The organism is Burkholderia sp. 22313, from assembly GCF_052045245.1.
In the GTDB taxonomy this organism is placed as follows: Bacteria; Pseudomonadota; Gammaproteobacteria; order Burkholderiales; family Burkholderiaceae; genus Burkholderia.
Map to the genome: position 1 here is coordinate 1 of NZ_JBQEON010000008.1, position 24,249 is coordinate 24,249.

The 24,249-nt window shown below is 67.2% G+C and carries 25 protein-coding genes and 2 pseudogenes; 8 read left to right on the forward strand and 19 right to left on the reverse strand.

Going from position 1 to position 24,249, the window contains the following annotated elements:
- Window positions 1–9: 9 nt before the first annotated feature.
- From ACTJKF_RS08715 to ACTJKF_RS08730, 4 genes and pseudogenes are all read left to right on the forward strand, one after another.
- Window positions 10–442 (forward strand): annotated as a pseudogene (locus ACTJKF_RS08715) (helix-turn-helix domain-containing protein); the annotation flags it as partial.
- 741 nt (window positions 443–1,183) lie between these two features.
- Complete coding sequence (locus ACTJKF_RS08720; protein ID WP_440623159.1) at window positions 1,184–1,603, forward strand: organic hydroperoxide resistance protein; 420 nt, start codon at window positions 1,184–1,186, stop codon at window positions 1,601–1,603.
- A gap of 67 nt (window positions 1,604–1,670) precedes the next feature.
- Window positions 1,671–1,997 (forward strand): DUF4148 domain-containing protein, encoded by a 327-nt coding sequence (locus tag ACTJKF_RS08725; RefSeq protein ID WP_440623160.1) that lies wholly within the window; start codon window positions 1,671–1,673, stop codon window positions 1,995–1,997.
- A gap of 138 nt (window positions 1,998–2,135) precedes the next feature.
- A complete protein-coding gene (locus tag ACTJKF_RS08730; RefSeq protein ID WP_440623161.1) occupies window positions 2,136–2,867 on the forward strand; it encodes a GNAT family N-acetyltransferase in 732 nt (243 codons plus the stop codon).
- Between the two features lie 138 nt (window positions 2,868–3,005).
- Here the strand turns inward: ACTJKF_RS08730 and ACTJKF_RS08735 are convergent, their stop codons facing one another.
- From ACTJKF_RS08735 to ACTJKF_RS08750, 4 genes are all read right to left on the reverse strand, one after another.
- Entirely contained in the window at window positions 3,006–3,461 is a 456-nt protein-coding gene (locus ACTJKF_RS08735) for a MarR family winged helix-turn-helix transcriptional regulator (RefSeq protein ID WP_440623162.1), read from the reverse strand.
- 126 nt (window positions 3,462–3,587) lie between these two features.
- Entirely contained in the window at window positions 3,588–3,731 is a 144-nt protein-coding gene (locus tag ACTJKF_RS08740; RefSeq protein WP_440623163.1) for a hypothetical protein, read from the reverse strand.
- Window positions 3,728–4,099 carry a GFA family protein gene (locus tag ACTJKF_RS08745; protein WP_440623164.1) on the reverse strand — a complete coding sequence of 124 codons (372 nt, stop codon included), beginning with the start codon at window positions 4,097–4,099 and terminating at the stop codon, window positions 3,728–3,730. The genes ACTJKF_RS08740 and ACTJKF_RS08745 overlap by 4 nt, the downstream gene beginning before the upstream one ends.
- Window positions 4,100–4,271: 172 nt before the next feature.
- Window positions 4,272–5,372 carry an NAD(P)H-dependent flavin oxidoreductase gene (locus ACTJKF_RS08750; RefSeq protein ID WP_440623165.1) on the reverse strand — a complete coding sequence of 367 codons (1,101 nt, stop codon included), beginning with the start codon at window positions 5,370–5,372 and terminating at the stop codon, window positions 4,272–4,274.
- Window positions 5,373–5,576: 204 nt separating this feature from the next.
- Here ACTJKF_RS08750 and ACTJKF_RS08755 point away from each other — a divergent pair, with 204 nt between their 5' ends.
- From ACTJKF_RS08755 to ACTJKF_RS08765, 3 genes are all read left to right on the forward strand, one after another.
- Window positions 5,577–6,734 (forward strand): hypothetical protein, encoded by a 1,158-nt coding sequence (locus ACTJKF_RS08755; RefSeq protein WP_440623166.1) that lies wholly within the window; start codon window positions 5,577–5,579, stop codon window positions 6,732–6,734.
- 165 nt (window positions 6,735–6,899) lie between these two features.
- Window positions 6,900–7,187 (forward strand): hypothetical protein, encoded by a 288-nt coding sequence (locus ACTJKF_RS08760; RefSeq protein ID WP_440623167.1) that lies wholly within the window; start codon window positions 6,900–6,902, stop codon window positions 7,185–7,187.
- A complete protein-coding gene (locus ACTJKF_RS08765) occupies window positions 7,184–8,641 on the forward strand; it encodes an MFS transporter (RefSeq protein ID WP_440623168.1) in 1,458 nt (485 codons plus the stop codon). Before ACTJKF_RS08760 ends, ACTJKF_RS08765 begins: the two co-directional genes overlap by 4 nt.
- Before the next feature lie 68 nt (window positions 8,642–8,709).
- Here ACTJKF_RS08765 and ACTJKF_RS08770 read toward each other — a convergent pair whose 3' ends face one another.
- The 5 genes from ACTJKF_RS08770 to ACTJKF_RS08790 form a co-directional block, all read right to left on the reverse strand.
- Window positions 8,710–9,603, reverse strand: a complete 894-nt coding sequence (locus ACTJKF_RS08770) for a LysR family transcriptional regulator (RefSeq protein ID WP_440623169.1) — start codon at window positions 9,601–9,603, stop codon at window positions 8,710–8,712.
- A 120-nt stretch (window positions 9,604–9,723) separates the two neighbouring features.
- On the reverse strand, window positions 9,724–10,551 hold the full coding sequence (locus ACTJKF_RS08775) for an alpha/beta hydrolase (RefSeq protein ID WP_440623170.1): 828 nt from the start codon (window positions 10,549–10,551) through the stop codon (window positions 9,724–9,726).
- Between the two features lie 219 nt (window positions 10,552–10,770).
- Window positions 10,771–11,154, reverse strand: coding sequence for a VOC family protein (locus ACTJKF_RS08780; protein ID WP_440623171.1), 384 nt, complete (start codon window positions 11,152–11,154; stop codon window positions 10,771–10,773).
- A 30-nt stretch (window positions 11,155–11,184) separates the two neighbouring features.
- Complete coding sequence (locus tag ACTJKF_RS08785; protein ID WP_440623172.1) at window positions 11,185–12,147, reverse strand: hydroxymethylglutaryl-CoA lyase; 963 nt, start codon at window positions 12,145–12,147, stop codon at window positions 11,185–11,187.
- 21 nt (window positions 12,148–12,168) lie between these two features.
- Window positions 12,169–13,359: a CaiB/BaiF CoA transferase family protein gene (locus tag ACTJKF_RS08790; RefSeq protein WP_440623173.1), complete on the reverse strand. Its 1,191-nt coding sequence runs from the start codon at window positions 13,357–13,359 to the stop codon at window positions 12,169–12,171.
- Between the two features lie 260 nt (window positions 13,360–13,619).
- On the opposite strand from ACTJKF_RS08790, the pseudogene ACTJKF_RS08795 reads away from it, so the two are divergent.
- Window positions 13,620–14,321, forward strand: a pseudogene (locus ACTJKF_RS08795) (NAD(P)-dependent oxidoreductase); the annotation flags it as partial.
- Window positions 14,322–14,761: 440 nt separating this feature from the next.
- On the opposite strand, the gene ACTJKF_RS08800 reads toward ACTJKF_RS08795, so the two are convergent.
- The 10 genes from ACTJKF_RS08800 to ACTJKF_RS08845 form a co-directional block, all read right to left on the reverse strand.
- Window positions 14,762–14,974, reverse strand: coding sequence for a hypothetical protein (locus ACTJKF_RS08800; RefSeq protein WP_440623174.1), 213 nt, complete (start codon window positions 14,972–14,974; stop codon window positions 14,762–14,764).
- A 403-nt stretch (window positions 14,975–15,377) separates the two neighbouring features.
- On the reverse strand, window positions 15,378–15,815 hold the full coding sequence (locus ACTJKF_RS08805; RefSeq protein WP_440623175.1) for a hypothetical protein: 438 nt from the start codon (window positions 15,813–15,815) through the stop codon (window positions 15,378–15,380).
- 208 nt (window positions 15,816–16,023) lie between these two features.
- Window positions 16,024–16,947 carry an ABC transporter permease gene (locus ACTJKF_RS08810; RefSeq protein ID WP_440623176.1) on the reverse strand — a complete coding sequence of 308 codons (924 nt, stop codon included), beginning with the start codon at window positions 16,945–16,947 and terminating at the stop codon, window positions 16,024–16,026.
- Window positions 16,947–17,819: an ABC transporter permease gene (locus ACTJKF_RS08815; RefSeq protein WP_440623177.1), complete on the reverse strand. Its 873-nt coding sequence runs from the start codon at window positions 17,817–17,819 to the stop codon at window positions 16,947–16,949. Before ACTJKF_RS08815 ends, ACTJKF_RS08810 begins: the two co-directional genes overlap by 1 nt.
- Before the next feature lie 34 nt (window positions 17,820–17,853).
- Window positions 17,854–18,951 carry an ABC transporter ATP-binding protein gene (locus ACTJKF_RS08820; RefSeq protein ID WP_440623178.1) on the reverse strand — a complete coding sequence of 366 codons (1,098 nt, stop codon included), beginning with the start codon at window positions 18,949–18,951 and terminating at the stop codon, window positions 17,854–17,856.
- A gap of 49 nt (window positions 18,952–19,000) precedes the next feature.
- Window positions 19,001–20,167, reverse strand: coding sequence for an ABC transporter substrate-binding protein (locus ACTJKF_RS08825; protein ID WP_440623179.1), 1,167 nt, complete (start codon window positions 20,165–20,167; stop codon window positions 19,001–19,003).
- 457 nt (window positions 20,168–20,624) lie between these two features.
- Window positions 20,625–20,801, reverse strand: a complete 177-nt coding sequence (locus ACTJKF_RS08830; RefSeq protein ID WP_440623180.1) for a type II toxin-antitoxin system death-on-curing family toxin — start codon at window positions 20,799–20,801, stop codon at window positions 20,625–20,627.
- A gap of 142 nt (window positions 20,802–20,943) precedes the next feature.
- Window positions 20,944–21,537 carry an RBBP9/YdeN family alpha/beta hydrolase gene (locus ACTJKF_RS08835; protein ID WP_440623181.1) on the reverse strand — a complete coding sequence of 198 codons (594 nt, stop codon included), beginning with the start codon at window positions 21,535–21,537 and terminating at the stop codon, window positions 20,944–20,946.
- Window positions 21,538–21,586: 49 nt separating this feature from the next.
- Complete coding sequence (locus ACTJKF_RS08840) at window positions 21,587–22,915, reverse strand: MFS transporter (protein WP_440623182.1); 1,329 nt, start codon at window positions 22,913–22,915, stop codon at window positions 21,587–21,589.
- Window positions 22,916–23,071: 156 nt separating this feature from the next.
- Window positions 23,072–24,127 carry a 3-keto-5-aminohexanoate cleavage protein gene (locus tag ACTJKF_RS08845; protein WP_440623183.1) on the reverse strand — a complete coding sequence of 352 codons (1,056 nt, stop codon included), beginning with the start codon at window positions 24,125–24,127 and terminating at the stop codon, window positions 23,072–23,074.
- Window positions 24,128–24,249 lie beyond the last annotated feature (122 nt).

Consider the following 24,249-nt stretch of genomic DNA (forward strand, 5'->3'; position numbering starts at 1 on the left):
GAGCCGACCATGCAGCCAGCCGGATTGGTGACACTGACGATGCGAGAGCTTGATCGACTCAAGGTGATCCAGGCAGTGGTGGACACGGGCTTGAAGCCGGGACGTGCAGCCGAACGGCTGGGCCTGAGCGTGCGCCAGGTGGAACGGCTGGTCATCCGGTATCGAGAGCACGGACCTGGCGGCGTCGCTTCGGGCCGTCGTGGCCGGCCAGGCAACCGCAAGCTCGACGAAGGACTAGCGTTACGCGCCTTGACCATTATTCGAGAGCGCTACGCCGATTTTGGGCCGACGCTGGCCTGCGAGAAGCTGTGGGAGTGTCACGGCATTCGGCTGGTCAAGGAAACGGTCAGGAAGCTGATGACAAGCAGGTTTGTGGATTCTGCGCCGACAGCGTCCGCCGAAGGTCTATCAGCCGCGAGCGCGCCGGGCGTGCCTGGGCGATACAGAGCCCCCTCCCGGTCTGCGCGGCGTTCCGTGCGCGGCCAATGACCCGACGAAATTCTAGGCACCTTCTTGAACTTCGGCGGATTGTGCCGGCTTTGGCCGTCTCCTGAACGTAGCGCGTGACGCAATCGATTCCCCTGCAGCCATGCTGTCCGCACGCGTTTTCGAATCGATCAGTTTTGAAATTAAATGAGACTATTGTGATAAGAAAAGTTATCTGAACAGATCGTGGAAATTTCCAAACCGCCCGCTGAGTGACAGACGTTCGGCATGCTGCATCGATTGCGTTCCGACGCACAAACGACCGACTTCGCGCTGATTCGACGCGCGAGACCGCGAACAACTGCCTGTCCTCTCGAGATTCCGAAGATCAGGCTGGCCCCGTTGCAGCCTCGGCATTCGAGTGGCACTGGAACTCACACTCACTCGGTGGTCGACCTATAGCGATCGCCGAAATCCGCCGGACGAACGTGTGGCCTCCCCCACGCCGGTGGCGATCCGAGGGCATGCTCGCCCCACCGACCGAAAATCCCCACTCGCATCATTGCTTGAATATAAGGGCGACATCGTCGAGAGGCCTTATCCCACAAGACTCGACGCGATTCAGATACATTGAAATACAAAATATCGTATGCGATCAAATCGAATGCGCTTGACGAAGGTGATCGGCTCGACGAAACTGCATCGCATGCGACCTAATCGCATCAGATAAAAACCTTCCAACCTGACGGTGTGAACGATGAGCAAGATCGAAAAAGTGCTGTACACGGGCAAGACGCACACGACTTCCGGTGGCCGCGACGGTGCGGCGCGCAGTTCCGACGGTCGCCTCGATATCCAGTTGTCATCGCCGGGCAGCGCCGGCACCGGCACGAATCCCGAGCAATTGTTCGCGGCCGGCTGGTCGGCCTGCTTCATCGGTGCGATGCAGCTCGCGGCACGTGCGGCGAAGGTCACGCTGCCGGCCGATCTCGCAGTCGACGCCGAAGTGGATCTGGGTATGGGCGGCAACGCGTACTTCCTGCAGGCCCGCCTGAACGTGAGCGTGCCGGGGCTCGATCGTGACGTCGTGCAGCGGATCGTCGATACCGCGCATCAGACCTGCCCCTATTCGAAGGCGACACGCGGCAACATCGGCGTCGAGATCCGCATCGTCTGAACACGGGAATCGGGCGGCCCGATGCCGCCCTCCCGAATGCCCTGCCCTTTTCTTGTCGAGGTGAACGATGAAGACCCAACTGATTGCAGCCCTGCTCGTCGCCGTGTCGGCTTCCGTTGCCGCACCGGCATTTGCTTCCGAACGCACCGTGACGAGTGCGCAGGTTCGGGCGGAGCTGGCCGCGCTCCAGCAGGCCGGCTATCAACCGAATCGACCGAACGACCCGCACTATCCGGACGACCTGCAGGCCGCGCTGAAGCGAGTCCGCGACCACGAGACGACGGTGGCCGACACCCAGGCAGCCGGCTACGGCAGCAACGCCGACGGCGCGACGCAAGCCGGCCGCCGCAGCGCGATCCGCACGGCCGAACGCTCGATCTACTTCGGACACTGAACGGCACGACGAAGTCGACGATACGGTCCATCAAATAAAGCGCATGCGATGTAATTGCATGCGCTTTTGTTTGTGTGCCACGGATATGGATGATCGCGTCTATGCTGTCGACGAACGCCTTCAATCAAGGAGCAAGCGATGCGGGAAGCAATGACGGGGCAAGAAGCAAGCGGAGCACATCCGCTCGACAACGCCGTGTGGAATGCGCTCACCGGCGAGCAGCACCGTTTTGCGCTCGGCGACGAGCGTGCGCGGCGATTTCCGCCGGCACTCGCACCATTTGCCGGCATGGCCGACCGCAGCGTCGCTGCTTTCGACGCGTTGCGCGCGCTGCTCGACGCGCACGGGCCGGCGTCGCTGGTCACGCCGGACGAGATTCCGACGCCAGCCGGTTTTTCCGTGGTCTGGCGCGCGACGCTGCACCAGATGATCTGGCAGGGAACGCTCGACGACGTGAATCATCTGGACGTCGTCCCGCTGACCGAAGCCGACGTGCCCGACATGCTTGAACTGATCGCAGCGACGGAACCGGGGCCGTTCGGCCCGCGCACGGTCGAATTCGGCGGCTATCTCGGTGTCCGCAGACAGGGCCGGCTGGTGGCGATGGCCGGTCAGCGCCTGAAGGCCGGCGGTCATGTGGAAATCAGCGCCGTGTGCGTGGATGCCGCCTTCCGGGGCCAAGGCCTCGCGGCCGGATTGATCCGATCACTGATCGCGACCCTCCGCGCGCGAGGAGAAACGCCGTTTCTGCACGTGCTCTCGACGAATCACGTCGCGATCGAGCGCTATCTGGCGCTCGGCTTCGTGATGCGCCGCGACATGCATTTGCTGGTACTGGGGCGTGAGGACGCCGGGACGAGACAGCCGTAAGCGCCAGCCGCGAGAAGCCGGTCGCAGCGGTGCGCAAACCCCGGCGGCGGGCGATACGCAGGGATGGCTGAGAGATTCGGCCGCACTTGCGCCGCCGGCTGGACATCGCAATTGCGTGTATGCGTCGATGCGTCGCGTCTACTCGTCGATCGAATCGATCAGATTGCCGCGCAACGTGACGATCGCCTTTTGCATCTTCGCGAATTCGTCCGGTTTCAGCCCTGTGGCTTCGACCAGGTTCATGTCGAGCCCCTTCTCGCGCACGCGTCGGCCGCTTTTCGTCAGGCTCACGAGCACCTGGCGCTCGTCCGACGGATCGCGGTGCCGCTCCAGATAACCCATCGCCTCGAGCTTCTTCAGAATCGGTGTCAGCGTGTTCGATTCGAGGAACAGCTTTTCGCCGAGCTGCCCGACCGTCTGATTGCCCTCCTCCCACAGCGCAATGATCGTGATGTATTGCGTGTACGTCAGGCCAAGCGCTTCGAGGATCGGCTTGTATGCCTTGCCGAATGCGAGATTCGTCGAGTAGATCGCAAAACACAGGAATTCGGACAGCTTCGGGGGGGCGGGCGATTGTGCTTCGGTCGGTTTCATGAACGCTCTCCATCGACACGGAATCGGTCGCAGATGAACACATTATATGTCGCGTGCGATCTTATCGGAGGCATGGGTATCGTTTCCGATCAAGAGGATCCGACATATGCACTGCCCGCCTGGTGCTCAGTCTCGGCCGCCGTCACGTCGACCCCGACGGTCACCGGTCCGCTGCCGGCTGATCGACAGCAGCGAACACTGCACCGGATGCGCGATTTCGGTCGCGAGGCCGCCCGCTGCGAACAACAGGATCATCAGCCAGCGCTTCATGCGTCCTCCACGACGGAAAGGCTCGCGCCGTCGGCGATGGTTGCGTCGAGCGCGTACGGATCAACGCCTTCGAGGCAGCCGAGATTGACGCGCCAGCACGCGGGATCCTTGCGTGTCTGATGGAACGGATAGACACCGCACCGGCTGCAGAAGTAGTGATGGGCCGTGCGCGTGTTGAAACGGTAGCTGGTCAGCGCGCCCTCGCCCGCGACGATCTTCAGGTCGGCCGCGTCGAACATCGGGCTCATCAGCGCGCCGCGACGGCGGCAGAGGCTGCAGTTGCAGCGAACCGCGGGCACAAGTGCAGTCCGGACTTCGAATTTCACGGCCCCGCAATGGCAGGATCCCTTGAACCGTGCAGCAGACATGTCGTGCTCCTCGAATGGTGACGTCTGCTTTATAGCGGGCCCGGGCCGACGCGTTGTATCGCGCTGTATCCGCGCCGCGCGCGGATACAGAACATTGCAAATCTGCGGCCGGCGATGCGCATTGCGAGGCATGCGTCGAGCGCCGGTGCGCGCGGCGCGTGGCGTCGGGGAATCAGTCCAGCGCGTGCTGCAACCGCGCGATGGCTTCCCGCGTCTCGCGCTCGAGCGTCGCGAACAGTTCCGCCGCCGGCAGCGACCGGACGAGCGGCGCCGCTTGTCCGGCCCACTGCGCGCCGTAGCCGAACTCGCCTTTCGCCTTCGCGGCCGTATGCAGCGCCTTGCCCGCGTCATACGCGATCGGATAGGCCGGTGTGGCCGGCGCGTGCGGATCGTCGCCGAGCGCGGTCAGCCGGTTCGCGATGCCGCGCGCGATCCGCCCGGAAATCGCGGCCGTGAACGTCGTGCGGCGCGCCGCGTCGCCAAGGAGCGCGCGGCGGTAACCGTCGTCGATCGATGTCTCCGGGCACGCGACGAACGCGGTGCCGAGTTGTGCGGCCTGCGCACCGAGCGCGAGCGCCGCGGCGATTCCGCCGCCGTCCATGATGCCGCCGGCGGCGATCACCGGCAGCGCGCATTCGCGCACGATCAGGCGCGTCAGCGCGAACGTGCCGAGGCGGTCATCGGGAGCGGCCGGATCGAACACCCCGCGGTGTCCGCCAGCCTCGATGCCCTGCGCGACGATCGCATCGATGCCGGCGGCGGCGATCTGCCGGGCTTCGTCGGGATGCGTCGCGGCCGCGAACAGCGTGATGCCCGCGCGCTTCAGCCTGGCGATCGCCTCGTCGGACGGCAACCCGAAATGAAAGCTGACGACCGCCGGTTTCTCCTCGATCAACATCGCGAGCATCGCATCGTCCACGACGAAGCTCGTGTAGATCTCCGACAGCGACACCGGCGGCGCCGCACCCTGTTCGCGGAACGCAGGCGCGAGCCAGTCGAGCCATGCGCGTTCGACGGCTGCGTCGGCGCGGGCCGGCTGGTGGCAGAACAGGTTGACGTTGAACGGCCGCTCGGTGAGCGCGCGCGTGTCGCGAATCATCTTGCGCGCGCCGTCGGCGTTCGTCGCGCCGACGCCGAGCGAGCCGAGCCCGCCCGCGTTCGACACGGCAGCCGCCAGCGCGGGCGTGCTGACACCGGCCATCGGTGCCTGGATGATCGGGATGCGGATGCCGAGCGTGCGCAACAGCGTCCGGTTGTCGGTCGAGGGAATCATGTCGTGCGTCTCCTGTAGGCGGCGCGAACGCAAACGGAAAGCGTGCCGCGGGCGGCACGCGCGTTGTGCCGGCGGACCGGCGTGGTATGAATTCAGCTCTCAGGATAGCGGACCGGGAAAACGCCTCCAAGTCTGCCGAACGGCATATGTGCCGCCGCGCCGCTTCGTGAAATACTGCGGCGACGTGTCCTTCCGGAACCCGAGATGACCGAAACGCCCGTCGTGCCTTCGTTCCGTTGCCCCATCAAGGGGGGGGCGCTGGCGTGCGTCGTCGCATGGCTGGTTGCCGGGCCGCCGATGACGGCGACTGCCGCGGATTTCCCCGGCGGGTCGCCCGAGCCGGCGGCCCACACGCCGCAACGCATCCTGTTCGTCGGCGACAGTCTCACGCATGGACGTTACACGCCCGTGCGTTCGTACGGCGCGATGCCGGCTGGCGGTCAGCCTGCGGGTGTCACCGCCGCGCAGGTCGTCGACGAAAACTTCGAGCAGACCGGCGCCCGCGCGGAACGCGAACCGGGCCCGTGGGGCGGGATTCCGGGCATCTTCGCGCGTTTTGCCGTCGAAGCCGGGCTCGACTATGACGTCCATCTGGAGGCGATGTCGGCGACGAGTCTCGCGAAACATGACCGCGTGGCATCGAACGTCATCGACCGGTCGACGTGGGATGCGGTCGTGCTGCAGGAGTTGAGCGCGAAGCCGCTGCCGTTCGCGCTGACGGGTAGCCGCGCCAGTGATCCGGCCGGTTTTTGTGGGAGCGTCGCGAAGCTCGCGAGCGGCATTCGTGCGGCGGCGCCCCATGCGCGTGTCTATCTCCATGAAACCTGGCCGCGCGCCGATCTCGCGAAAGCGCTCGCGGGCGAGCCGGGCCGCGACGGCTTCCACGCGCGCTACGTCGATCGTCTTGCCGACATCGTGGCCGCGTATCGCGATGCCTTCGAAGGCGCGCGGCGGACCGATCCGTCGATCGTCGCCGTCGCGCCGGTCGGCCGGGCGTGGCAGCGCGCGTGGGCGACCGGTGTTGCCGATCCCGATCCGTATGCGCCGTCCGGCGCGCCGCTGCTGTGGTATGGCATCCACGCGCAAAACGACCCGCCGATCTCGCGGCCCGATTATCTGCATCCGGGCGTGCTGGGCGCTTACCTGAGCGCGCTCGTGCTGTTCCAGCAGATCGCCGGTGTCGACGTCCGCACATTGGGCCCGCAGGAGCAAGCAGCCGCGCAGCTCGGCATCGCGCCTGACATGGCGGTCAAGCTGCAGGCCGTTGCGTCGGATACGGTCCGGCATGAACGGGCCGACGCCGCTGTCGATGCCAGTGCAACTGCAACGACCGGACGTCCCGACCCGTGCGCATCGCCATGAACGAGCGGCAACGATGCGTGCCGCGACACGTCGCGGCGATCGATAAACGCTGACGAGTGCAGAATGCCGCGCCGGCCGCTCCGTCGCGCGGCGCCGGCCGGCTCCGGCAGATTCCGAGCCGAACGATACCGCATCACCGATCGCGGAACACGCGCACGATGCCCCATGGTTTTCCCTGCCCTGGCGTTCCCGCAGAGGCTCGCCTGCGATCCGATGCCCGCCCCGCGGGCGTTCCGCAACCTTTCTGCGCGGGAAAGGATGCTTGAAGCATCCGCAATTATCGCGCCGCGCAAATTCACCCACCATGTTTCGGACGATCGGCGCAGCCCGCGCATCCGGCCTTTCGCGGACCTTGCGGGCTGCGCCATCGTATCGCGCGACCGGGCCCGTGATGCCGGCCGCGAACGGCCGGGCGTCGCGCCACGGCAAATCGATAATCAGGAGACACGATGAACAGCCAATCCCTCGATCTTGGCGGCACCGCGGGCAGACCCGCATCCGCCGCACCGTCCGAGGCTCGCACCGGCGCCGATGCGACGGCCCTTCCCGCCCGCGGCGTCACGCTTGGCGAATTCATGGACGACTTGCCGGTCGGTGCGCTGCACCGCTTCGTCGTCTGGGTGATCGGCATCGGGCTGTTCTTCGACATGTACGAGATCTTCCTCGTCAGCACGATCGGCTCCGCGTTGCAGAACGAGTACGGGCTGAGCCGGCAAAGCAGCGATTTCAAGCTGCTGCTTGCGTCGGCATTCATCGGGATGTTCGTCGGCGCGCTGTGTCTCGGCAGCCTCGCCGACCGTATCGGCCGGCGCAAGGCATTCATGATGACGCTCGTCTGGTACAGCGCGTTCTCGCTGATCGGCGCGTTTTCGGTGAATGCCGACATGCTGGTCGCATGCCGGTTCCTGACGGGCATCGGCGTCGGCGCGATCTACCCCGTCGCCGACAGCTTCCTGTCGGAAATCCTGCCCAAGGAAAAGCGCGGGCGGCTCGCCGCGTGGGCCTATACGACTTCGTACGTCGCGGTGCCGCTGGTCGGCTTCCTCGCGCTATGGCTCAATCCGCTGCATGTCGCGGGCGTGGCCGGCTGGCGCATCATCCTCGCGATCGGCAGCCTCGGCGCCGTGTACGTGCTGCTGGTCCAGCACCGGCTGCCGGAAAGCCCGCGCTGGCTGCTCGCACAGGGCCGCACCGCCGATGCGCATGCGGCCGCGCGGCGCTTTGCGGACAGCGCCGGCGTGCGCGTGCCCGATCAGTTCGCCGCGTCCGCCGAACCGCAGCGTCCGCTGAACCTCGGCGAGCGTATCGCGCTGCTGCGCCGCCGGCCGTACGGCGCGCGTTACCTGATGCTCGCGGTGTTTCACCTGTTCCAGGGTTTCGGCTATTACGGCTTCGGCACGCTCGCGGGTACGGTCGTCAAGAGCCGCGGATTCGACGTGACGGACAGCACGCTGTTCATCGCGCTGTCGTTCATCGGCTATCCGATCGGCTCGTTGTTGTCGATTCCGCTGTTGAACTGGATCGAGCGCCGCACGCTCGTGATCGCGTCGATCCTGTCGATCGCCGCGTTCGGGATGTGCTTCGCGTATTCGGGCAATACGGTGCTGATCGTCTGCTTCGGATTCCTGACGACCTGCGCATCGAACGTGTTCAGCAACGCGTATCACGTGTACCAGGCGGAAATCTTCCCGGCGCGCGTGCGCTCGACCGCGATCGGCAGCACGTATGCGCTGTCGCGCATCGTCAGCGGCGCGCTGCCGTTCGTGCTGCTGCCGGTGCTGGCCGAACACGGCGCGGGCGCGATGTTCGGCGTGATCTCGGTCGCGCTCGGCATTGTCGCCGTCACGCTGCGCGTGCTCGGGCCGCTGACCACGCGGCGCAGCCAGGACGACATCAACCCGGTTTGACGCGGCCACCGGCACGAGGCATGCGCATGCGTGCCCCGTGCGTCACACATGACGCGCGTCGAACGCGTTCAACGCGCCGACATGAAATCGAACAGCTTCGCGATGTCGGTGGTCAGCACGGTGTCGGCCTTCACGCCGACCCAGAGCGTGCGCGTCGCCCACGCGTCGTCGAGCTTCACGACGCCGAGCCGCGCCGCGCGCTCGCGCGTCACCGCATCGCGCGGCAGCACGCCGATTCCAAGCCCGGCCTCGATCATCCGGCTCACGCCATCGAAGTTCGACACCTGGATGCGCAGCTTCAGCGATCGCTCGGCCGCGAACGCGGCGTCGGTCATCCGCGCGAGCAGCGAACTGCCGTCGCTGAGGCCGACGTAATCTTCATCGAGCGTATCCGCGAAGCGGATGCTGTCGTGCGCGGCGAAGCGGTGCGCGCGCGGCACGAGCAGCACGAGCTCGTCGCGGCGGTACAGCCGGCGTTCGATGCCGGGCGCCGGCACGTTGTCGGCGAACACGCCGAGATCGGCCTTGCCGGACGCGAGCGCATCGACGATCTCGTGACTCAGCCGCTCCTCGAGGCTGACCTTGATGCCCGGGTTGCCGGTGAGGAACGCAGCGAGATCGGCCGGCAGGAACTGGACGATCGCCGACGTGTTGGTCCACACGTGAATGTGGCCGCGCACGCCAGCAACGTAGTCGCTCATCTCGTGCGCCATCCGGTTGACCTGCTCGATCACCTTCGCCGCATGATCGAGCAGCGCGCGGCCCGCGGGCGTCAGCTCGACGCCCCGCGCGTGCCGGATGAACAGCGCGCTACCGGTCACGCCTTCAAGCTCGGCGATCCGCTTGCTGACCGCTGATAGCGTGAGCTGACCGTGTTCGGCCGCCCTGGTCAGGCTGCCGTGCTCGGCAACGAGCGCGAACACGCGCAGCGACTGCAGATCGAAATGAAGCGGGTTCACCATCATGAGGGTCCTGGGGAGCGCCGTGCGGCGCGCGCGAACGGCGTCCGACCGGCCTGATGCCGATCATACGCCGGGACGCGAACGGCGCGAAATTGCGCCGGGCGACCCGCAACGGCGCGCTCAGCGCGGCGCAATCGCCTGCAATGCGGCGAGCATCGCGCTGTCCGGTTTCGCGAGATCGTCGAGCACCGTGAAGTGTTGCATGCCCGGCAGCCATGCGCGCGCGATTCGCTCGCCCGCCGCTTCGCACGCGTCCGCGTAGTCGTGCGCCTGGCGCACGAGTTCGGGCAACTCGGCCGCACCGACCGCAACGACGGTCGGCGCGCCAGGCCCGACATGCTGCAGCGGGCTGTAAGCGGCGATTTCCTGCGCGGTGAGCTGCAACTTGTCGTTGAGCACGCACAGCGAGATCGGTTCGAGATCGACGAGCGGGCTCATCGCGAGCGCCGACACGACGGCCGGATGCGCGCGATACACGGCGGTCAGATGGCCGCCGGCCGAATGGCCGCTCAGGTGGATTGGCCGTCCGGTGGTGCCGATGCCGTCGGGATCGGCCGCGAGATAGTCGAGCAACGCGCCGATCTCGCCGACGATGTCGGTCATCGATGCAGTCGGCGCGAGCGTGTATTCGGCCAGTACGACGTCGAAGCCATGTGCGAGCGGCCCGGCGGCCGCATACGCGAAATCTTCCTTCGCGCAGTGTTGCCAGTAGCCGCCGTGGATGAAGACGAACAGCGGCGCGTCGGGCCGGCCGCACCGCAGCCAGTCGAAGCGCTGCGCGGGACGCGCGCCATAACGCAGGTCCCGCTGCCCGGGTGTCGCAGCGTAAAGCGCCGCGCTGCGCGCCTGGCAGGACGCGAGCACCGCGGGGAAGTCGGGAATGGCCTTTGTGTTCAGGTAAGCAGCGTCGAGCGCCGCGCGGTCCATGCCGCGATAGAGGATCGTCATTCGGAAGTGCCTGGGTCGGATTGCGGATAAGCGGGACGTTCTCGGTGCCCGCAGCCAGGGCGACGGGCGAGCCGGCGCCGATACGGACCATTATCCGCAGCGCAACCCGGGCCGGCTATCCGGAATCGGCGAGTGCGGCGTGCACCTGTCCGCTTTCGGCGGAGGATTGCCGCGCGGCGTCATTCAACGCGGTGCGACTCGGATCGACTCGCATCAAACTCACGCCAACTCGGCGATCTCGATCAGGTTCAGGTCCGGATCGCGCACGTACACCGACCGGATCTTCTGCGTCGCGCCGGTGCGCTCGACGGGCCCTTCGACGATCGGCCAGTCGACGCGTTGCAGATGCGCGATCACGTCGTCGAGCGGCACCGACGCGATGAAACACAGATCGAGCGCGCCGGGCACCGGCACGTGCGCCTTCGGCTCGAACTCCGCGCCGCGCACGTGCAGGTTGATCTTCTGGTTGCCGAAGCGGAACGCGAGCCGTCCCGCGCCGAAGGTTTCGAGCTGCATCTGCAGTACTTCGGTATAGAAGTGCCTGGTCCGCTCCGGATCGACGCAGGTCAATACGAGGTGGTCGAGGTGGTCGATCAGCGCCATGTGATTCGCTCCTGTGCTGTCCTGTCCGGTTCACGAGAAAACCTGTTGCGCCGGCAGGCGGCCGGCTTCGGTGCGCGGCGGCGGATGAAGGTCCGAGCGGCGCCCGGCCTTCAGGAGCTGGCTCGGCACGTCGTGTCCGATCAGCGCGGGCAGTCGCGCCGCCGCGGCGAGCACGGCCGCGAGGTCGATGCCCGTATCGTAGCCGTCGAGCGCGAGCATGTGCACGAGCTCCTCGGTACACGCATTGCCGGTCGCGCCCGGCGCATACGGGCAGCCGCCGAGCCCGCCGAGCGACGCGTCGAAGCGGTCGATGCCGGCATCGAGCGCGGCGAGCGTGTTCGCGAGCGCCATTCCGCGCGTATTGTGAAAATGCAGCGTGAGCTGCAGCGCGCCGAAGCGTTCGCGCGCGCGCACGCCAAGGTCGCGCACCTGCGACGGATACGCCATTCCGGTCGTGTCGCACAGCGTGAAGCCGTGCACGCCGAGATCCGCGAAGCGCTGCATCCACGCGAGCACGGTTTCGGCGCGCACGTCGCCCTCCACCGGGCACCCCATCGCGGTCGACAGCGACACGTTGATCGCGACGCCCGTCCCGCGCACCGCGTCGATCACGTCGCGCAGCTGCGCGAACGACTGCTCGCGGGTCATGCGCAGGTTCGCACGGTTGTGGCTCTCGCTCATCGACATCACGAGGTTCACCTCGTCGACGCCGCACGACAGCGCGCGCTCCGCGCCGCGCACGTTGGGCACGAGCACGGTATAGACGACGCCCGGCGCGCGCACGATGCCGTGCATCACGGCCTCCGCGTCGCGCAGTGCGGGGATCGCCTTCGGCGACGTGAACGACGTGACCTCGATCTTCGCGTAGCCGCATGCGCTCAATGCGTCGACGAGCGCGATCTTGTCGTCGGTCGCGACGAACGCCGCTTCATTCTGGAATCCGTCGCGCGTCGCGACTTCGTGGAGGTAGAGCCGTTGCGGATGCGGGTTCATGCGGTCGTCCCCATAGCGGTTTCAGATCACGCCGCGCGCGCGCCAGTCGTCGCGCGTCGCGGCATCGATGCCGATCGATTCGAGTACCGCGTCGGTGTCGGCACCGAGCGCGGGTGCCGGACGCTCGATGCGTCCCGGCGTCGCGCCGAGTTTCGGCACGATGCCCGGCACGAGCACGGGCGTGCCGTCGGGCAGCGCGGCGTCGACGAGCATGTCGCGCGCGCGGTAATGCGGATCGGCCGCGATGTCCGCGACGTCGTAGATGCGCCCGGACGGGATGCGCGCGTCGTTCAGCGCGGCCAGCACGTCGTCGAGATCGTGCCGCGCGCTCCATGCGCCGATCGCCGCGTCGATTCGCGCGACCTGCGCGACACGCCCGTCGTTGTGCGCGAGCGCCGGATCGTCGCCGAGATCGGGGCGGCCGATCAGTTCCATCAGGCGCCGGAAGATGCTGTCGCCGTTGCCCGCGATCAGCGCGTACTTGCCGTCGCGGCAGCGGTACGCGTTGGTCGGCGCGATGCCGGGCAGGCTGCTGCCGGCGGCCTCGCGTACCGCGCCGAACACCGAATATTCAGGCAGCAGGCTCTCCATCATGTTGAACACCGATTCGTACAGCGCGACGTCGACGACCTGCCCCTTGCCGCCCTGCTGTTCGCGATGCCGCAGCGCGAGCAGGATGCCGATCACGCCGTGCAATGCCGACAGCGAATCGCCGAGCGATACGCCGACGCGCACCGGCGTGCGGCCCGGTTCGCCGGTCAGGTGGCGCAGGCCGCCCATCGCCTCGGCGATCACGCCGAAGCCGGGCCGGTCGCGATACGGGCCGGTCTGGCCGAAGCCGGACACGCGCAGCATCACGAGCCCGGGGTTGATCGCGGACAGCGCGTCCCAGCCGAGCCCCCAGCCTTCGAGCGTGCCGGGCCGGAAATTCTCGATCAGCACGTCGGTCTCGGCGACGAGGCGGCGCACGACGTCCTGCCCTTCGGGCGTGCGCAGGTCGAGCGCGAGCGACGTCTTGTTGCGCGACTGCGCGGCCCACCAGACCGACGTGCCGTCGTGCAGCAAACGCCATTTGCGCAGCGGGTCGCCGACGCCGGGCGGCTCGACCTTGATCACGTCCGCGCCGAATTCGGCGAGCATCCGGCCCGCGAACGGCCCGGCGATCAGTTGGCCGAGTTCCAGCACGCGGATACCGTCCAGGGGTCGCGTCATGACTGTCTCCGATGAAATCGTGTTGTCGATGACGGCGATCATGACGGTGTTCGCGCCGGGCGAAAATCGATCGATGCTCAACCAGCCTTTCCCGAACGGAAAGGCCGGCAGGCCCGCGTGCGGCGACGTGCGCGGGAACGCCGCCCCGCCCTTTCCGCGTGGGAAAGCGCGCTCGCGCAACGAGCAAGCCCGACCGCGCGCGCCATGGGCAGAATCGTTGCCGTTGCGCGCCCGCCGGGCGCCCGTCAGAGAGACCTGCCATGTTTTCCAGCGCCTCTCCCGCCAAGATCGTGTTGCTCGACCGCGCGACGCTGTCGCCGCAAACCGTGCCGAAGCCATTCCCGTTTCCACGTGTGCTCCAGGCCTTCGAACGAACGGCCGCGCACGACGTGGCCGCGCGCATCGGCGATGCGGACATCGTCGTGACCAACAAGGTCCGGATCGACGCGGCGCTACTCGACGGTGCGCCGCACCTGCAAATGATCGCGATCGCCGCGACGGGCACCGACGTCGTCGACCTCGACGCGTGCGCGGCGCGCGGCATCGTCGTCAGCAACATTCGCGGATATGCGGTGCGCACGGTGCCCGAGCACACGTTCGCGCTGATCTTCGCGCTGCGACGCAGCCTCGTCGCGTATCGCGACGCGGTGCGCGCGGGACGCTGGCTCGGCAGCGGACAGTTCTGCTTCTTCGATCATCCGATCCGCGACCTGGCCGGCGCGACGCTCGGGATCGTCGGCGACGGCGTGCTCGGCCGCGCGGTGGCTAGGATTGCACGCGCGCTCGACATGCGCGTGCGGTTCGCGGCGCACGGCGATGCCCAAGGACGCGATCATGTGCCGCTCGACACGCTGCTGCGCGACAGCGACGTGATCACGCTGCACTGCCCGCTCACGCCGGCGACGCGGCACCTGATCGACGCGGGCGCCTTCGCGCGGATGGCGCGCCGGCCGTTGTTGATCTGAATGCGCGTCAAACGCCGTCCCTCAGGACGGGGAAGGATAGCGCGGACGCCGTAGGCGTCCTTTGCGGCCACTGATGCGGAGTTTTTTGCTGTTCGATGTATTGGCGGACGATTTGAAGATGCTGCGTATGTTGTCCAGAATTTCCTTGGGCAACACGTCTCGCCGGTACTTGGTCAGGATGGCAAATGGAACGACCCCGCTCGATTGCTCGAAGCGGGGCCGACGAAATGGGGCTGCTTACGCCAGCAACTCGGCACGTTACGGGTGCGTGCATCCGCCCTGTCTTGCGGCCGGTTTCTGAATTCCTGATGGGCTCTACGTTAAGGAATTCAGACCGCCGATGCTGCAGGACGAGTCCGAAAATTACGGAGCGGCGCCTGGAGCGCGGTTCGCTGCCGCATGCCGGCGCGGCGCGCGCGCCTCGACGCGAAGATCGATCAGTAAGCGGACATCTCGACGCAAGGATCGACCTTGGACGGCGAGCAGATGACCGAGTACTTGGCGCTTTCGCGCATCAGCGCTTCGCCTTCGTGCAGCGCGATCTTGATCTCGGGGTGCCGCTCGTACGCGAGGAAAGCGGAGCAGACGACCGCGGACATCACGATCAGGGAAAACACAAATTTTTCAAGGGATTGGAAACGTTCGGGCATGGTTCGACCTTTCTTCTAGCCCGTAATTATAGCTCGAATTAAGGGTTTTCCCTATACGCTCGCCCGCATACCGAGGATGGCTTCGACCAATGGCGGGTAGCGTTCGCGCCCTTTTTGCCCGTTAATCCGTGCTTAAGCACCGGTCGAACAACATGGATCGTCGGGGATCGGCGCGGATGCCGGCGTGTCGGGTCGCCCGGCACCGACCGCACCGGTCAGACCGGTCGCCCGCACGGCCGGCCGCGGGCGCTGACTGGCGCGCTCGCCGCGACCGCGGCCGGCATCCGTGATTGGCGGCCGGCCTTCAACAGAAGGCAAGAGAAGGCAACAGAAGGCGCGTGCCGGTGCGGTACGCGTCAACCGCGCGGCAGCACCGCACCTGGCAGGCAAGACGGCCGGTGCATCACTGCGGCGCCGACGCACCGCTGGCCGCATTGCCCGGCCATGCCTTGCCGATCTTGTCGATCAGCGACTTGGCGGCGCCGGTGGCGATCGCCGCGTCGACGCCAGAGGTCTGCCACGAACCGTCGGCGGCCTGCACGAAGGTGAGGTTCGCGCGCGACGGCGCGTAATCGGCATTGCGCCACGTGACCACGACGTCGCACGTGTACGTGCGTTCGCCGGCCTTCTTGCAATCGCCGTCGGGCTTCGCCGAGACGACGTCGGCCGACACGGGCAGCGGCTGGCCGAACAGCGCATTCAGGCCGCCGTGGTTTTCCGCCTCGAGCGCGCGGCGCACCGCGGCGTCGACGTCTTTCGATCCGGGACCGTCGTGGAGCAGGTTGCAGGCGGCAAGCAGCGTGGTCGCACAGCCGAGCGTCAGCAGCGTTTGAAACTTCATGGCACTCCGTGAATCGCGTGAACGTGAGGTGGCGGCGTGGGATGGCATGTGGCGATGCCGGTGAACGCATCGCCGAGCCGGTACGCCGCGTAGTCTGCAACGTCCGCCCGTCGTTCGCGGTATCCATTTGTAACCAATTGCACGGATGCCGGCGAATCCATGTCCGGTCGGCACGCGGCACGCGCGCCGCCGCCGCATGCGTTCGCGCCTACTGCCGCTCCTGTTTCACGCGGCTGACGAGCTGCGTCGGGCTCACGAACTGCAGCGCGATCACGACCCACACGAGCGTGATGGCCATGTAGATCATCGCCATCGCGTCGATCGATTGCGGCGCGCGCACGCCGGTCGAGAACACCGCGTAATACAGCGCGACGACGAGCGTCTGCGTGCTCGGGCCCGCGGTGAAGAAGGTCAGCTCGAACATCCCGATCGTGCGCACCAGCACGAGCAGCCCCGCCGCGAGCATGCCGGGCACCAGCAGCGGCAGCAGCACGTAGCGGAAATAGCGCCACGTGTTCGCGCCGAAGATGCGCGCGGCGGCTTCGAGGTTCGGGTCGATCTGCTCGATGAACGGCGTCATCACGAGGATCACGAACGGCAGCGCCGGCACGAGGTTCGCGAGGATCACGCCCGACAGCGTGCCCGCAAGCCCGACCTTGTACATCACGGTCGCCATCGGGATCCCGTACGTGACGGGCGGCACCATCAGCGGCAGCAGGAACACCAGCAGCACGAAGCGCTTGCCGCGGAACTGCACGCGCGCGAGCGCATAGGCGGCCGGCACGCCGAGCGCGACCGACAGCAGCACGACCGCACCGACTACTTCGACCGTCACCCACAGCACGCTCGCGAGCTGGAAGTCCTCCCACGCCTTCGCGTACCAGTGCAGCGTGAAGCCCTGCGGCAGCGGCGTGCCGAACCAGCGCGTCGCGACCGAGTTCACCGCGACGGTCGCGATCAGCAGCATCACGTTCAGCAGGAAGAATGCCATCAGCCCCCACACGAAGGCCTTCCACGCACGGCCGGCGAGGCTGCCGCGCAGCTTCCGGGGCTTCATCGCGTTGACGGGCTGCGCGCCGGGCGGGCGATGCTTCGGCGGCCACGCCGGCGCGGCATGATTGTCGGTCGCCATCAGCCCTTGCCTCCCGTGACCGGACCGGTATAGAAGAAGCGGCGCGCGCCGAGCATCGACGCGACCACCAGCAGCTGCACGAATCCCATCACGATCGCGATCGCCGACGCGAGCGAATAGTCGTAGCTCTCGAACGCGGCTTCGGCGGCGGCAATCGAGATCACGCGCGTCGGTCCGGCCGGCGCGCCGAGCAGCACGGCCGACGGGAACACCGAGAACGCCTGCACGAACGACAGGCACGCGGCCATCGTGAGCCCCGGCACGAGCAGCGGCAGGTAGATCTGCCGGAACTGCTGCCACGGGTTCGCGCCGAGCGTGGCCGCGGCGCGCGCGAGCGTCGGATCGATGCCGCTGATGTACGACAGCATCAGCAGGAACGCGAACGGAAAGCCCGATACGATCAGCGACAGCAGCACGCCCCAGTAGTTGTGCGTGAGGCGCACTTCGTCCGAGTACAAGTGCAGCCCCTGCAGTGCCTGCGGGAACCAGCCGTTCGGGCCGAAATACGTGAGCATCCCGTCGGCGACGAGCACCGTGCCGAGCGTGACCGGAATCACGAGCAGCGTCGTGACGAACTTCTGGTACGGCGAATTGCGGCGCAGCGCGAACGCGACCGGCACCGAGATGCCGACGTTGATCAGCGTGGCCGGCACCGCGAGCTTCAGCGTGACGAGCACGGTCGGCCACATCGCGGTATCGGTGAAGAACTGCACGTAGTTCGCGAGCGCGCCGCCGCCGTTCATCGGCTGGAACGACAGCACGAGACCGTACGCGAACGGATAGATGAACAGCGCGACGATGAACGCGAGCGCGGGCGTGACGAGCCACGCCTTCCCGTCGCGCGGCGTGCCGCCGGTCGCGAGCGTGCTCATGCGGACTCCGTGGCGTACGTTGCGGCGCGGGCGTTCATTGCGCGCCGCCTGCATAGACGAGCGTGCGCGCCGGCGCCACGCGCAGCCGCAGCCGCTCGCCTTCCGCGAACTCGCCGGCCACGCGCGCCCAGATCGCGCCGAACGGCGTGATCGCGCGAATCAGCGAATCGCGGCCGCCGTATTCGACCGTTTCTACCGTTGCATCGAATGCGTTGTCGCCGCCGTCTTCCGCACGTTCCGCGCCTTCGGCGCGTTCGATGTCGTCCGGGCGCAGCGCGACCACGACGTCCTTGCCGTCGAAACCGGCCATCGGCACGCCCGTGACGCGTACACCGGCAGCGCTGACGTTCACGTAGTCGCCGGCCATCCCTTCGAGCGTGAACGGCAGCACGTTGCGATAGCCCATGAAGCGCGCGACGTGCAGGTTGTGCGGACGCGTGTACACGTCCTTCGGCGACGCGACCTGCTGCACGACCCCCTCCTTCATCACGACGATCCGGTCGGCCATCGACAGCGCCTCGTCCTGGTCGTGCGTCACGTAGATCGTCGCCCGTTCGAGCTGCGTATGGATGCGGCGGATTTCGGCACGCATCTCGATGCGCAGCTTGGTGTCGAGGTTCGACAGCGGCTCGTCCATCAGCACCAGCGGCGGCTCGATGACGATCGCGCGCGCGATCGCGACGCGCTGCTGCTGACCGCCCGACAGTTGCCCGGGCAGCTTGCCCTCGTGGCCGACGAGCTGCACGAGTTCGAGCGCCTGCTGCGCGCGCCGCCGCGTTTCCTGCTTCGGCACGCCGCGCATCTTCAGCCCGAAGCCGACGTTCTCGAGCACCGACATGTGCGGAAACAGCGCGTAGTTCTGGAACACCATCCCGAAACCGCGGCGCTCGGGCGGCAGCACGTCGATACGCGTGTCGTCGAGCCAGATGCCGCCGCTCGTGAGCGGCTGCAGCCCGGCGATGCAGTTCAGCGCGGTCGACTTGCCACAGCCCGACGGCCCGAGCAGCGCGATGAACTCGCCGCGCCGGATGTCGAGATCGAGTCCGCTCAGTGCGGCGACCTGCGCGCCCTCCGCATTGGTGAAGCTGCGGCACACGCCGTCGAGCCGCAACCGTTCGAAACCGTGCTTCATTACGCGAACTCCATCGGTGCGGGCGCTCGAGCGCCCGCGGGTTCATGCGTCATTTCGACTTCTGCGCACCGATCTCGCGATCCCACTTCTGGAATGCGGCGACCATCGCCTGGGCGCTGAGCGGCTGGACGTGCGGACGATCGGCGAGCAGCTTCGCATACTCGGGGCGACCGAATTTCCTGATCACCTCCTGGCTGTGCGCGGGCGCCATCTCGAGCGTCACGCCCTTCACCGCCGGACCCGGATAGAAGTAGCCGTCGTCGTAGGTCATCGCCTGCTGCGCCGGTTCGAGCAGGAAGTTCATCAGCTTGAACAGCACGTCGAGCTTCTCTTTCGGCACGCCCTTCGGGATCACCATGTAGTGCGCGTCGTTGACCCAGGTCATGTTGTCGAACGCCTGGATCCGGAACTCGGCCGGCACGATGCCGAGCGCGCGCGGGTTCAGGTCCCAGCCGGTGACGGTCACGGTCATGTCGCGGGTGCCTTCGCCGAGCTCCTTCATCACGGCCGACGTGCCGCCCGGGTAATACGGGACGCAGTCGTTGAGCTGCTTCAGGAACGCCCAGGTCTTGTCCCAGCCGTTGATCGGGTCCTGCGGGTTCTTGTCGCCGAGCACGTAGGGCAGCCCCATCAGGAACGTGCGGCCGGGGCCCGAGTTCGCCGGGCGCGCGTAGATCAGCTTGTTCGGGTGCGCCTTGCACCATGCGAGCAGCTGGGCGGGCGTCTTCGGCGGATCGCTGACCTTCGCCGGGTTGTATTCGAGCAGCGGGCCGGCCGGCATGTAGGTCACTTCGAGACCGAAGCCCTGCGCGAGATCCTGCATCTTGCGCGGGCCGGGCGCGTATTTGTCCAGCACGCCGGGGAACGCGCCCGCGTTGTCGGGCAGCAGTTTCAGCCACAGGTTCTGCTCGATGCCGGCGGCCAGCGCGTCGGTGCCGGTCAGCACGAGGTCGATGTCGGAGCGCCCCGCCGCCTGCATCGCCTTGATCTTGCCCGGCAGTTGCGGCGCGGGCGCATTGGTGAACGTGATGTTCGCGACGAGATTGGGGTTCTTGTCCTTGAACGCCTCGATGGCCTTCTGCGTGAGCTGCAGGTTGCCCGCGACGTCGACGACATTCAGCGACACGGGGGCCGCGACGGCCGCCGCGGCCGACAGCGTCAAGCCTAGCGCCAGCGCGATCCGGCAGGCACGGCGCGCGATCGTGGTTGGGTTCATGTCTCCTCACTTCGGTCAGTGGATGGGACCTTTCTTGTCAGGAAATCATGAAGGCGTTATACGATGTCGGTCAACAAAAAACCGCGCGACGCGGGGCAGGAATTTCCCTAACAAAACCCTTCGCGGAGCATCGTCAAGCCCGTGACAAGGGGGCTTCGTGTTAAGACATCGTATGTCGATGCGAGGCGGAATGGAACTATTCGCCGACCCTCGCCAAGCGTCCGTCCCGACGATCGGCGGCCACGCATCGGAAACCACGATAGTGAGCGAATTCCTGCGCACCGTCGAATGATGGATGCTGATAACCGAAAAACTCGACGTGATGTCGTCAGGGGGACCGGGACAGTTCCCAGACTGCACTGAAATATTCAGCCAGTTCCTCGCTGGTTACGCCGCCGTCCGCCACATCGACCATAAGATCTTCGAGATCGGCGAGGCGAGGAATCGTAATTCCCTGCTACGCCATATACGTCAATGCACAGGTGAGGCCGGTGCGCTTGTTGGCATCGTTGAATACGTGCCCGCGCGCGATGGCAACCGCGTAGGTCGCGGCAATACCGAACACGTCGTCGAGGCCCGCGTAATGGATTGTCGACACGATGCAGGGCGGCTTCGACACCGCCCCGACCAGCATGAGCGAATCCACTCAGACCGCCAAGGTCGCGGATGATCTCGTCGTGAAATCAGCCACTTGCCTGCATTGGAAACAAGCGGTCGCGTTGCTGCCAATCATAGCGCCCGAGGAGACGGAGAAGCGCCCGAATGATGTGGGGGTGTCAGCCCGTCAAGCGGGAACGGCTTGCACCGAGCGCGATCACCTCGCCGATCAATCGCTCCGCATCCCGCCACTCGCCATACCCGGATGCCGGGTTCAGGTGCCCGACCTCGCCGAGATCGACGAGCCGGCTGCCCCACCCTGCCGCCAGCGCCGCCGCACGTTCGAAGCGCGCGAGCGGATCGTTGCGGCTCGCGGCCACGATGCTCGGGAACGGCAGCCGGTCGGTCGGGACCGGCGTCCAGCCGTGCGCGTCGATCGCCTCGGGTGCCGGATAACCGGCGGGCATCGGCATATCGAGATCGGCCGGTGCCGCGAGCAGCGCGCCGTGGATCTTGCGCGTGGCCTGCCGGGCCCAGTGCACCGTAATCATGACCCCCGCGCTATGCGCGACCAGGATCACGGGACCGTCGATCGCGGCCAGCGCCGCATCGAGCGCCGCGACGCGTGCGGCACGGCTCAGCTTGTCGGCTTCGAGCGGGGCGACGGCGCGCGCGTTCGGCACGCGCCGTTGCAGATGCGTCTGCCAGTGGTCTTCGACGTGATCGCGCAAGCCGGGCACGATCAGGATGGTGGGCGCGGTCGCCAGGGTCATGCAGCCTCCGGATGAGTTCAATTCAGTTTTCAGTTCGGGTCGGTTCGGTTCAGGAAAGCCGGGATGCGCGCCGCTCACGTTCGGCGCGCGCGAGATCGGTCGCGTAGCTCGCGCGGCCGATCGCGAACAGCACGGCGGCCGCGAGCGGCACGACGGGGATCCACTGGAGTGCGCCGACGAGGCCGGCGCGATCGGCGACCCACCCCGTCAGCAGCGGGCCCGGCGCCATGCCGAGCAGGTTGTTGGCGAGCGTGAGGGTCGCGAAGGCCGACGCATGGATCGCGGCCGGCGTCAGGTTGGCGACCATCGCGCCCGATGCGCCGGACGCGCCGGCCCCGACCAGCATGCCCGCGCAGATCAGCGCGAGCTGCAGCGGCCCGGGCGGCAGCCGGAACGCGAGCGCGAGACACACGCCCGTCACCCCGCAATAGGCGATCGCGGTCAGCCACTTGCGTGAACCGTCGGCCCGCCCGACGCGGTCGGTGACGATCCCGCAGCCGACCATCCCGACGCCCGACAGCAGCACGAACCCGGCCGCGAGCACGGCGGCACGGTCGGGCGCCATCGCGTAATAGCGGTTCAGATAGCTCGGCAGCCACGCGAACAGCGCGCCGGGCACGAACAGGTGCAGCCCGCTGCCGAGATACGCGCAGATCACCGAACGCGACGCGAACAGCCCGGACATCAGCGCGCGCAGGCTGCCGCGCAGGTCGCGTGGCGCATCGGCAGCAGGCCGGCACGGTTCGACGCGGCACGCCGCGAGCCGCCGCTCGGTGACCACGCCGCGGTACGCGACGAGCAGCACGATGCCGAGCGCGGCCATCACGCCGAACGACCAGCGCCAGCCGAGATGCGCGCCGACCAGGCCGCCGAGCGCCATCCCGAACACGGAGCCGAACGCGCCGCCGGCCATGAACGCGCCGGTCAGCGTCGCGCGCAGGCGCGCCGGAAAGATGCTGAGGATCAGCGCGACGCCGACGCTGCCGTAAGCGGCTTCGCCGAGCCCGACGAGGCCGCGCGACACGAGCATTTCGGCATAGTTGGTCGACAGCGCGCAGCCGAGCGTCGCGACGCTCCACAGCGCGGCCATCAGCACGATGCTGCGCACGCGGCCGAAGCGGTCGGCGAGCACCGACAGCGGGAACGTCAGCAGCCCGACCAGCAGCGCGACGACGCCGGACAGCGAACCGAGCTGCGTGTCCGACAGCCCCCACGCGTGCTTGAGCAACGGGAACACGGCATTGAGCACCTGCCGCGACATGTAGTCCGACAGCAGCAGCCCGACGGTCAATCCGAACACGAGCCAGGCATAGGCCGGCGCGCGCCGGCCGGTGGCCGCCGCCTCGTGCAGCGACGGCTCGACATGATGAATCAGCATGCGTGTCTCCTCCGGCGCCGGTGCGGCAACGCGCCGGCGCGGCTTGCGCGGCCCCGCTCCGTGTCCCGGAGCTTGCCTCGCGCATCGCGCGAGGGTGGGTGCCGCGCCACATCGATCGGCGGGCGGCACTCACGGGCCGCCCGGATGCGCGGCGCGTCAGGCCGCGCGCAGCGGCACGCTCACCTGCCCCGGCCGGCGGTTCGGCGCCATCCCGAGTTGCGCGAGCGTTGCGTCGACGCCGTCGTACTGCACGCCGATCCGGTAGATCGCCTTCGCTTCCTTGCCGGTCGCGATGTCGCGGCCGAGTTCGCGCGCGATCCGCACGCACTGCTCGACTTGCTGCACCGACGTCATCCGGTTGCCCTTCTGGTCGATGATCGTGTCCTCGATCCCGCAGCGCGGATGCAGGCCGAGCGCCATCGCGACCGTGTTGATCGGCAGCACGTTCTTCATCAGCGATTCGAGCGTGATGCAGGCGCCGTCCGGGCAACGCCGCACGAACTCCATGAAGTTGTACGGATTCGGGCCGTCGAAGCCGCCGCCGATCCCGACCCATGTGACGTTCAGCGGGCCGCGATAGACGCCGCGACGGATGATCCGCTCGAGCGTTTCCAGCGCGTGCATGCCGGTGAGCTGGAAATGCGGCTGGATGCCGGCCGCCTGCAGCCGGCGCAGGTGTTCGTCGACCCAGCCGGGGCCGGCCGGCACGGTCATCTCGCGATACGCGTCCCAGTAAGCGGCTTCGTTCAGCGACGTGCCGGCGATGTCCTGGCGGTTCATCAGCTCGGTGATGTTCATCTGCACGGTGTTGATCGCGACCGTCACCTGGTCGGGCTTCGGCGTCAGCTCGGCGAGCATGTGGCGCGTGTCGTCGGACAGCCATTTCGCCTCCGCGCCGTCGCCTTCCGGCGCGAACGAGATCGAGCCGCCAACCTGCAGGATCATGTCGGGCACGGCGTCGCGCAGCCGGCCGAGCAGTTCGTTGAACTTCGACAGCCGCTTGCTGCCCTTGCCGTCGAGCTCGCGCACGTGCAGGTGCAGCACCGTCGCGCCCGCGTTGTAGCAGTCGACGGCCTTCTGCACGTGCTCGTCCATCGTCACCGGGATGTCTTCCGGAAAATCGGCGGGCATCCATTCGGGGCCGTACGGCGCGACCGTGATGACCACCTTGTCCTGGTTTTCCGGGTGCAGCGAATCGTCGAGAAATTGCATGTCGTCCTCCAGTTGGAATCGTTGTGTTCGGGATCCGCGGGCGTGCGTATCCCGTCGCGCCGGGCGACGAGCCCGGCGCGTTGCATGGGTCGAGAATCGGTTACGGTGCGGGCGCGCCCGCT

Excerpts from the sequence above, each read along its gene's own strand:
- ACTJKF_RS08840 (WP_440623182.1), bottom strand. The coding sequence starts at position 22,915 with ATGCTGATTCATCATGTCGAGCCGTCGCTGCACGAGGCGGCGGCCACC.
- ACTJKF_RS08835 (WP_440623181.1), bottom strand. The coding sequence starts at position 21,537 with ATGACCCTGGCGACCGCGCCCACCATCCTGATCGTGCCCGGCTTGCGC.
- ACTJKF_RS08780 (WP_440623171.1), bottom strand. The coding sequence starts at position 11,154 with ATGGCGCTGATCGACCACCTCGACCACCTCGTATTGACCTGCGTCGAT.
- ACTJKF_RS08725 (WP_440623160.1), top strand. The coding sequence starts at position 1,671 with ATGAAGACCCAACTGATTGCAGCCCTGCTCGTCGCCGTGTCGGCTTCC.
- ACTJKF_RS08750 (WP_440623165.1), bottom strand. The coding sequence starts at position 5,372 with ATGATTCCCTCGACCGACAACCGGACGCTGTTGCGCACGCTCGGCATC.
- ACTJKF_RS08800 (WP_440623174.1), bottom strand. The coding sequence starts at position 14,974 with ATGCCCGAACGTTTCCAATCCCTTGAAAAATTTGTGTTTTCCCTGATC.
- ACTJKF_RS08790 (WP_440623173.1), bottom strand. The coding sequence starts at position 13,359 with ATGACGCGACCCCTGGACGGTATCCGCGTGCTGGAACTCGGCCAACTG.
- ACTJKF_RS08770 (WP_440623169.1), bottom strand. The coding sequence starts at position 9,603 with ATGGTGAACCCGCTTCATTTCGATCTGCAGTCGCTGCGCGTGTTCGCG.
- ACTJKF_RS08810 (WP_440623176.1), bottom strand. The coding sequence starts at position 16,947 with ATGGCGACCGACAATCATGCCGCGCCGGCGTGGCCGCCGAAGCATCGC.
- ACTJKF_RS08720 (WP_440623159.1), top strand. The coding sequence starts at position 1,184 with ATGAGCAAGATCGAAAAAGTGCTGTACACGGGCAAGACGCACACGACT.
- ACTJKF_RS08745 (WP_440623164.1), bottom strand. The coding sequence starts at position 4,099 with ATGTCTGCTGCACGGTTCAAGGGATCCTGCCATTGCGGGGCCGTGAAA.
- ACTJKF_RS08815 (WP_440623177.1), bottom strand. The coding sequence starts at position 17,819 with ATGAGCACGCTCGCGACCGGCGGCACGCCGCGCGACGGGAAGGCGTGG.
- ACTJKF_RS08825 (WP_440623179.1), bottom strand. The coding sequence starts at position 20,167 with ATGAACCCAACCACGATCGCGCGCCGTGCCTGCCGGATCGCGCTGGCG.
- ACTJKF_RS08830 (WP_440623180.1), bottom strand. The coding sequence starts at position 20,801 with ATGCTGGTCGGGGCGGTGTCGAAGCCGCCCTGCATCGTGTCGACAATC.
- ACTJKF_RS08775 (WP_440623170.1), bottom strand. The coding sequence starts at position 10,551 with ATGACGATCCTCTATCGCGGCATGGACCGCGCGGCGCTCGACGCTGCT.
- ACTJKF_RS08845 (WP_440623183.1), bottom strand. The coding sequence starts at position 24,127 with ATGCAATTTCTCGACGATTCGCTGCACCCGGAAAACCAGGACAAGGTG.
- ACTJKF_RS08785 (WP_440623172.1), bottom strand. The coding sequence starts at position 12,147 with ATGAACCCGCATCCGCAACGGCTCTACCTCCACGAAGTCGCGACGCGC.
- ACTJKF_RS08755 (WP_440623166.1), top strand. The coding sequence starts at position 5,577 with ATGACCGAAACGCCCGTCGTGCCTTCGTTCCGTTGCCCCATCAAGGGG.
- ACTJKF_RS08765 (WP_440623168.1), top strand. The coding sequence starts at position 7,184 with ATGAACAGCCAATCCCTCGATCTTGGCGGCACCGCGGGCAGACCCGCA.
- ACTJKF_RS08740 (WP_440623163.1), bottom strand. The coding sequence starts at position 3,731 with ATGAAGCGCTGGCTGATGATCCTGTTGTTCGCAGCGGGCGGCCTCGCG.
- ACTJKF_RS08730 (WP_440623161.1), top strand. The coding sequence starts at position 2,136 with ATGCGGGAAGCAATGACGGGGCAAGAAGCAAGCGGAGCACATCCGCTC.
- ACTJKF_RS08805 (WP_440623175.1), bottom strand. The coding sequence starts at position 15,815 with ATGAAGTTTCAAACGCTGCTGACGCTCGGCTGTGCGACCACGCTGCTT.
- ACTJKF_RS08760 (WP_440623167.1), top strand. The coding sequence starts at position 6,900 with ATGGTTTTCCCTGCCCTGGCGTTCCCGCAGAGGCTCGCCTGCGATCCG.
- ACTJKF_RS08820 (WP_440623178.1), bottom strand. The coding sequence starts at position 18,951 with ATGAAGCACGGTTTCGAACGGTTGCGGCTCGACGGCGTGTGCCGCAGC.
- ACTJKF_RS08735 (WP_440623162.1), bottom strand. The coding sequence starts at position 3,461 with ATGAAACCGACCGAAGCACAATCGCCCGCCCCCCCGAAGCTGTCCGAA.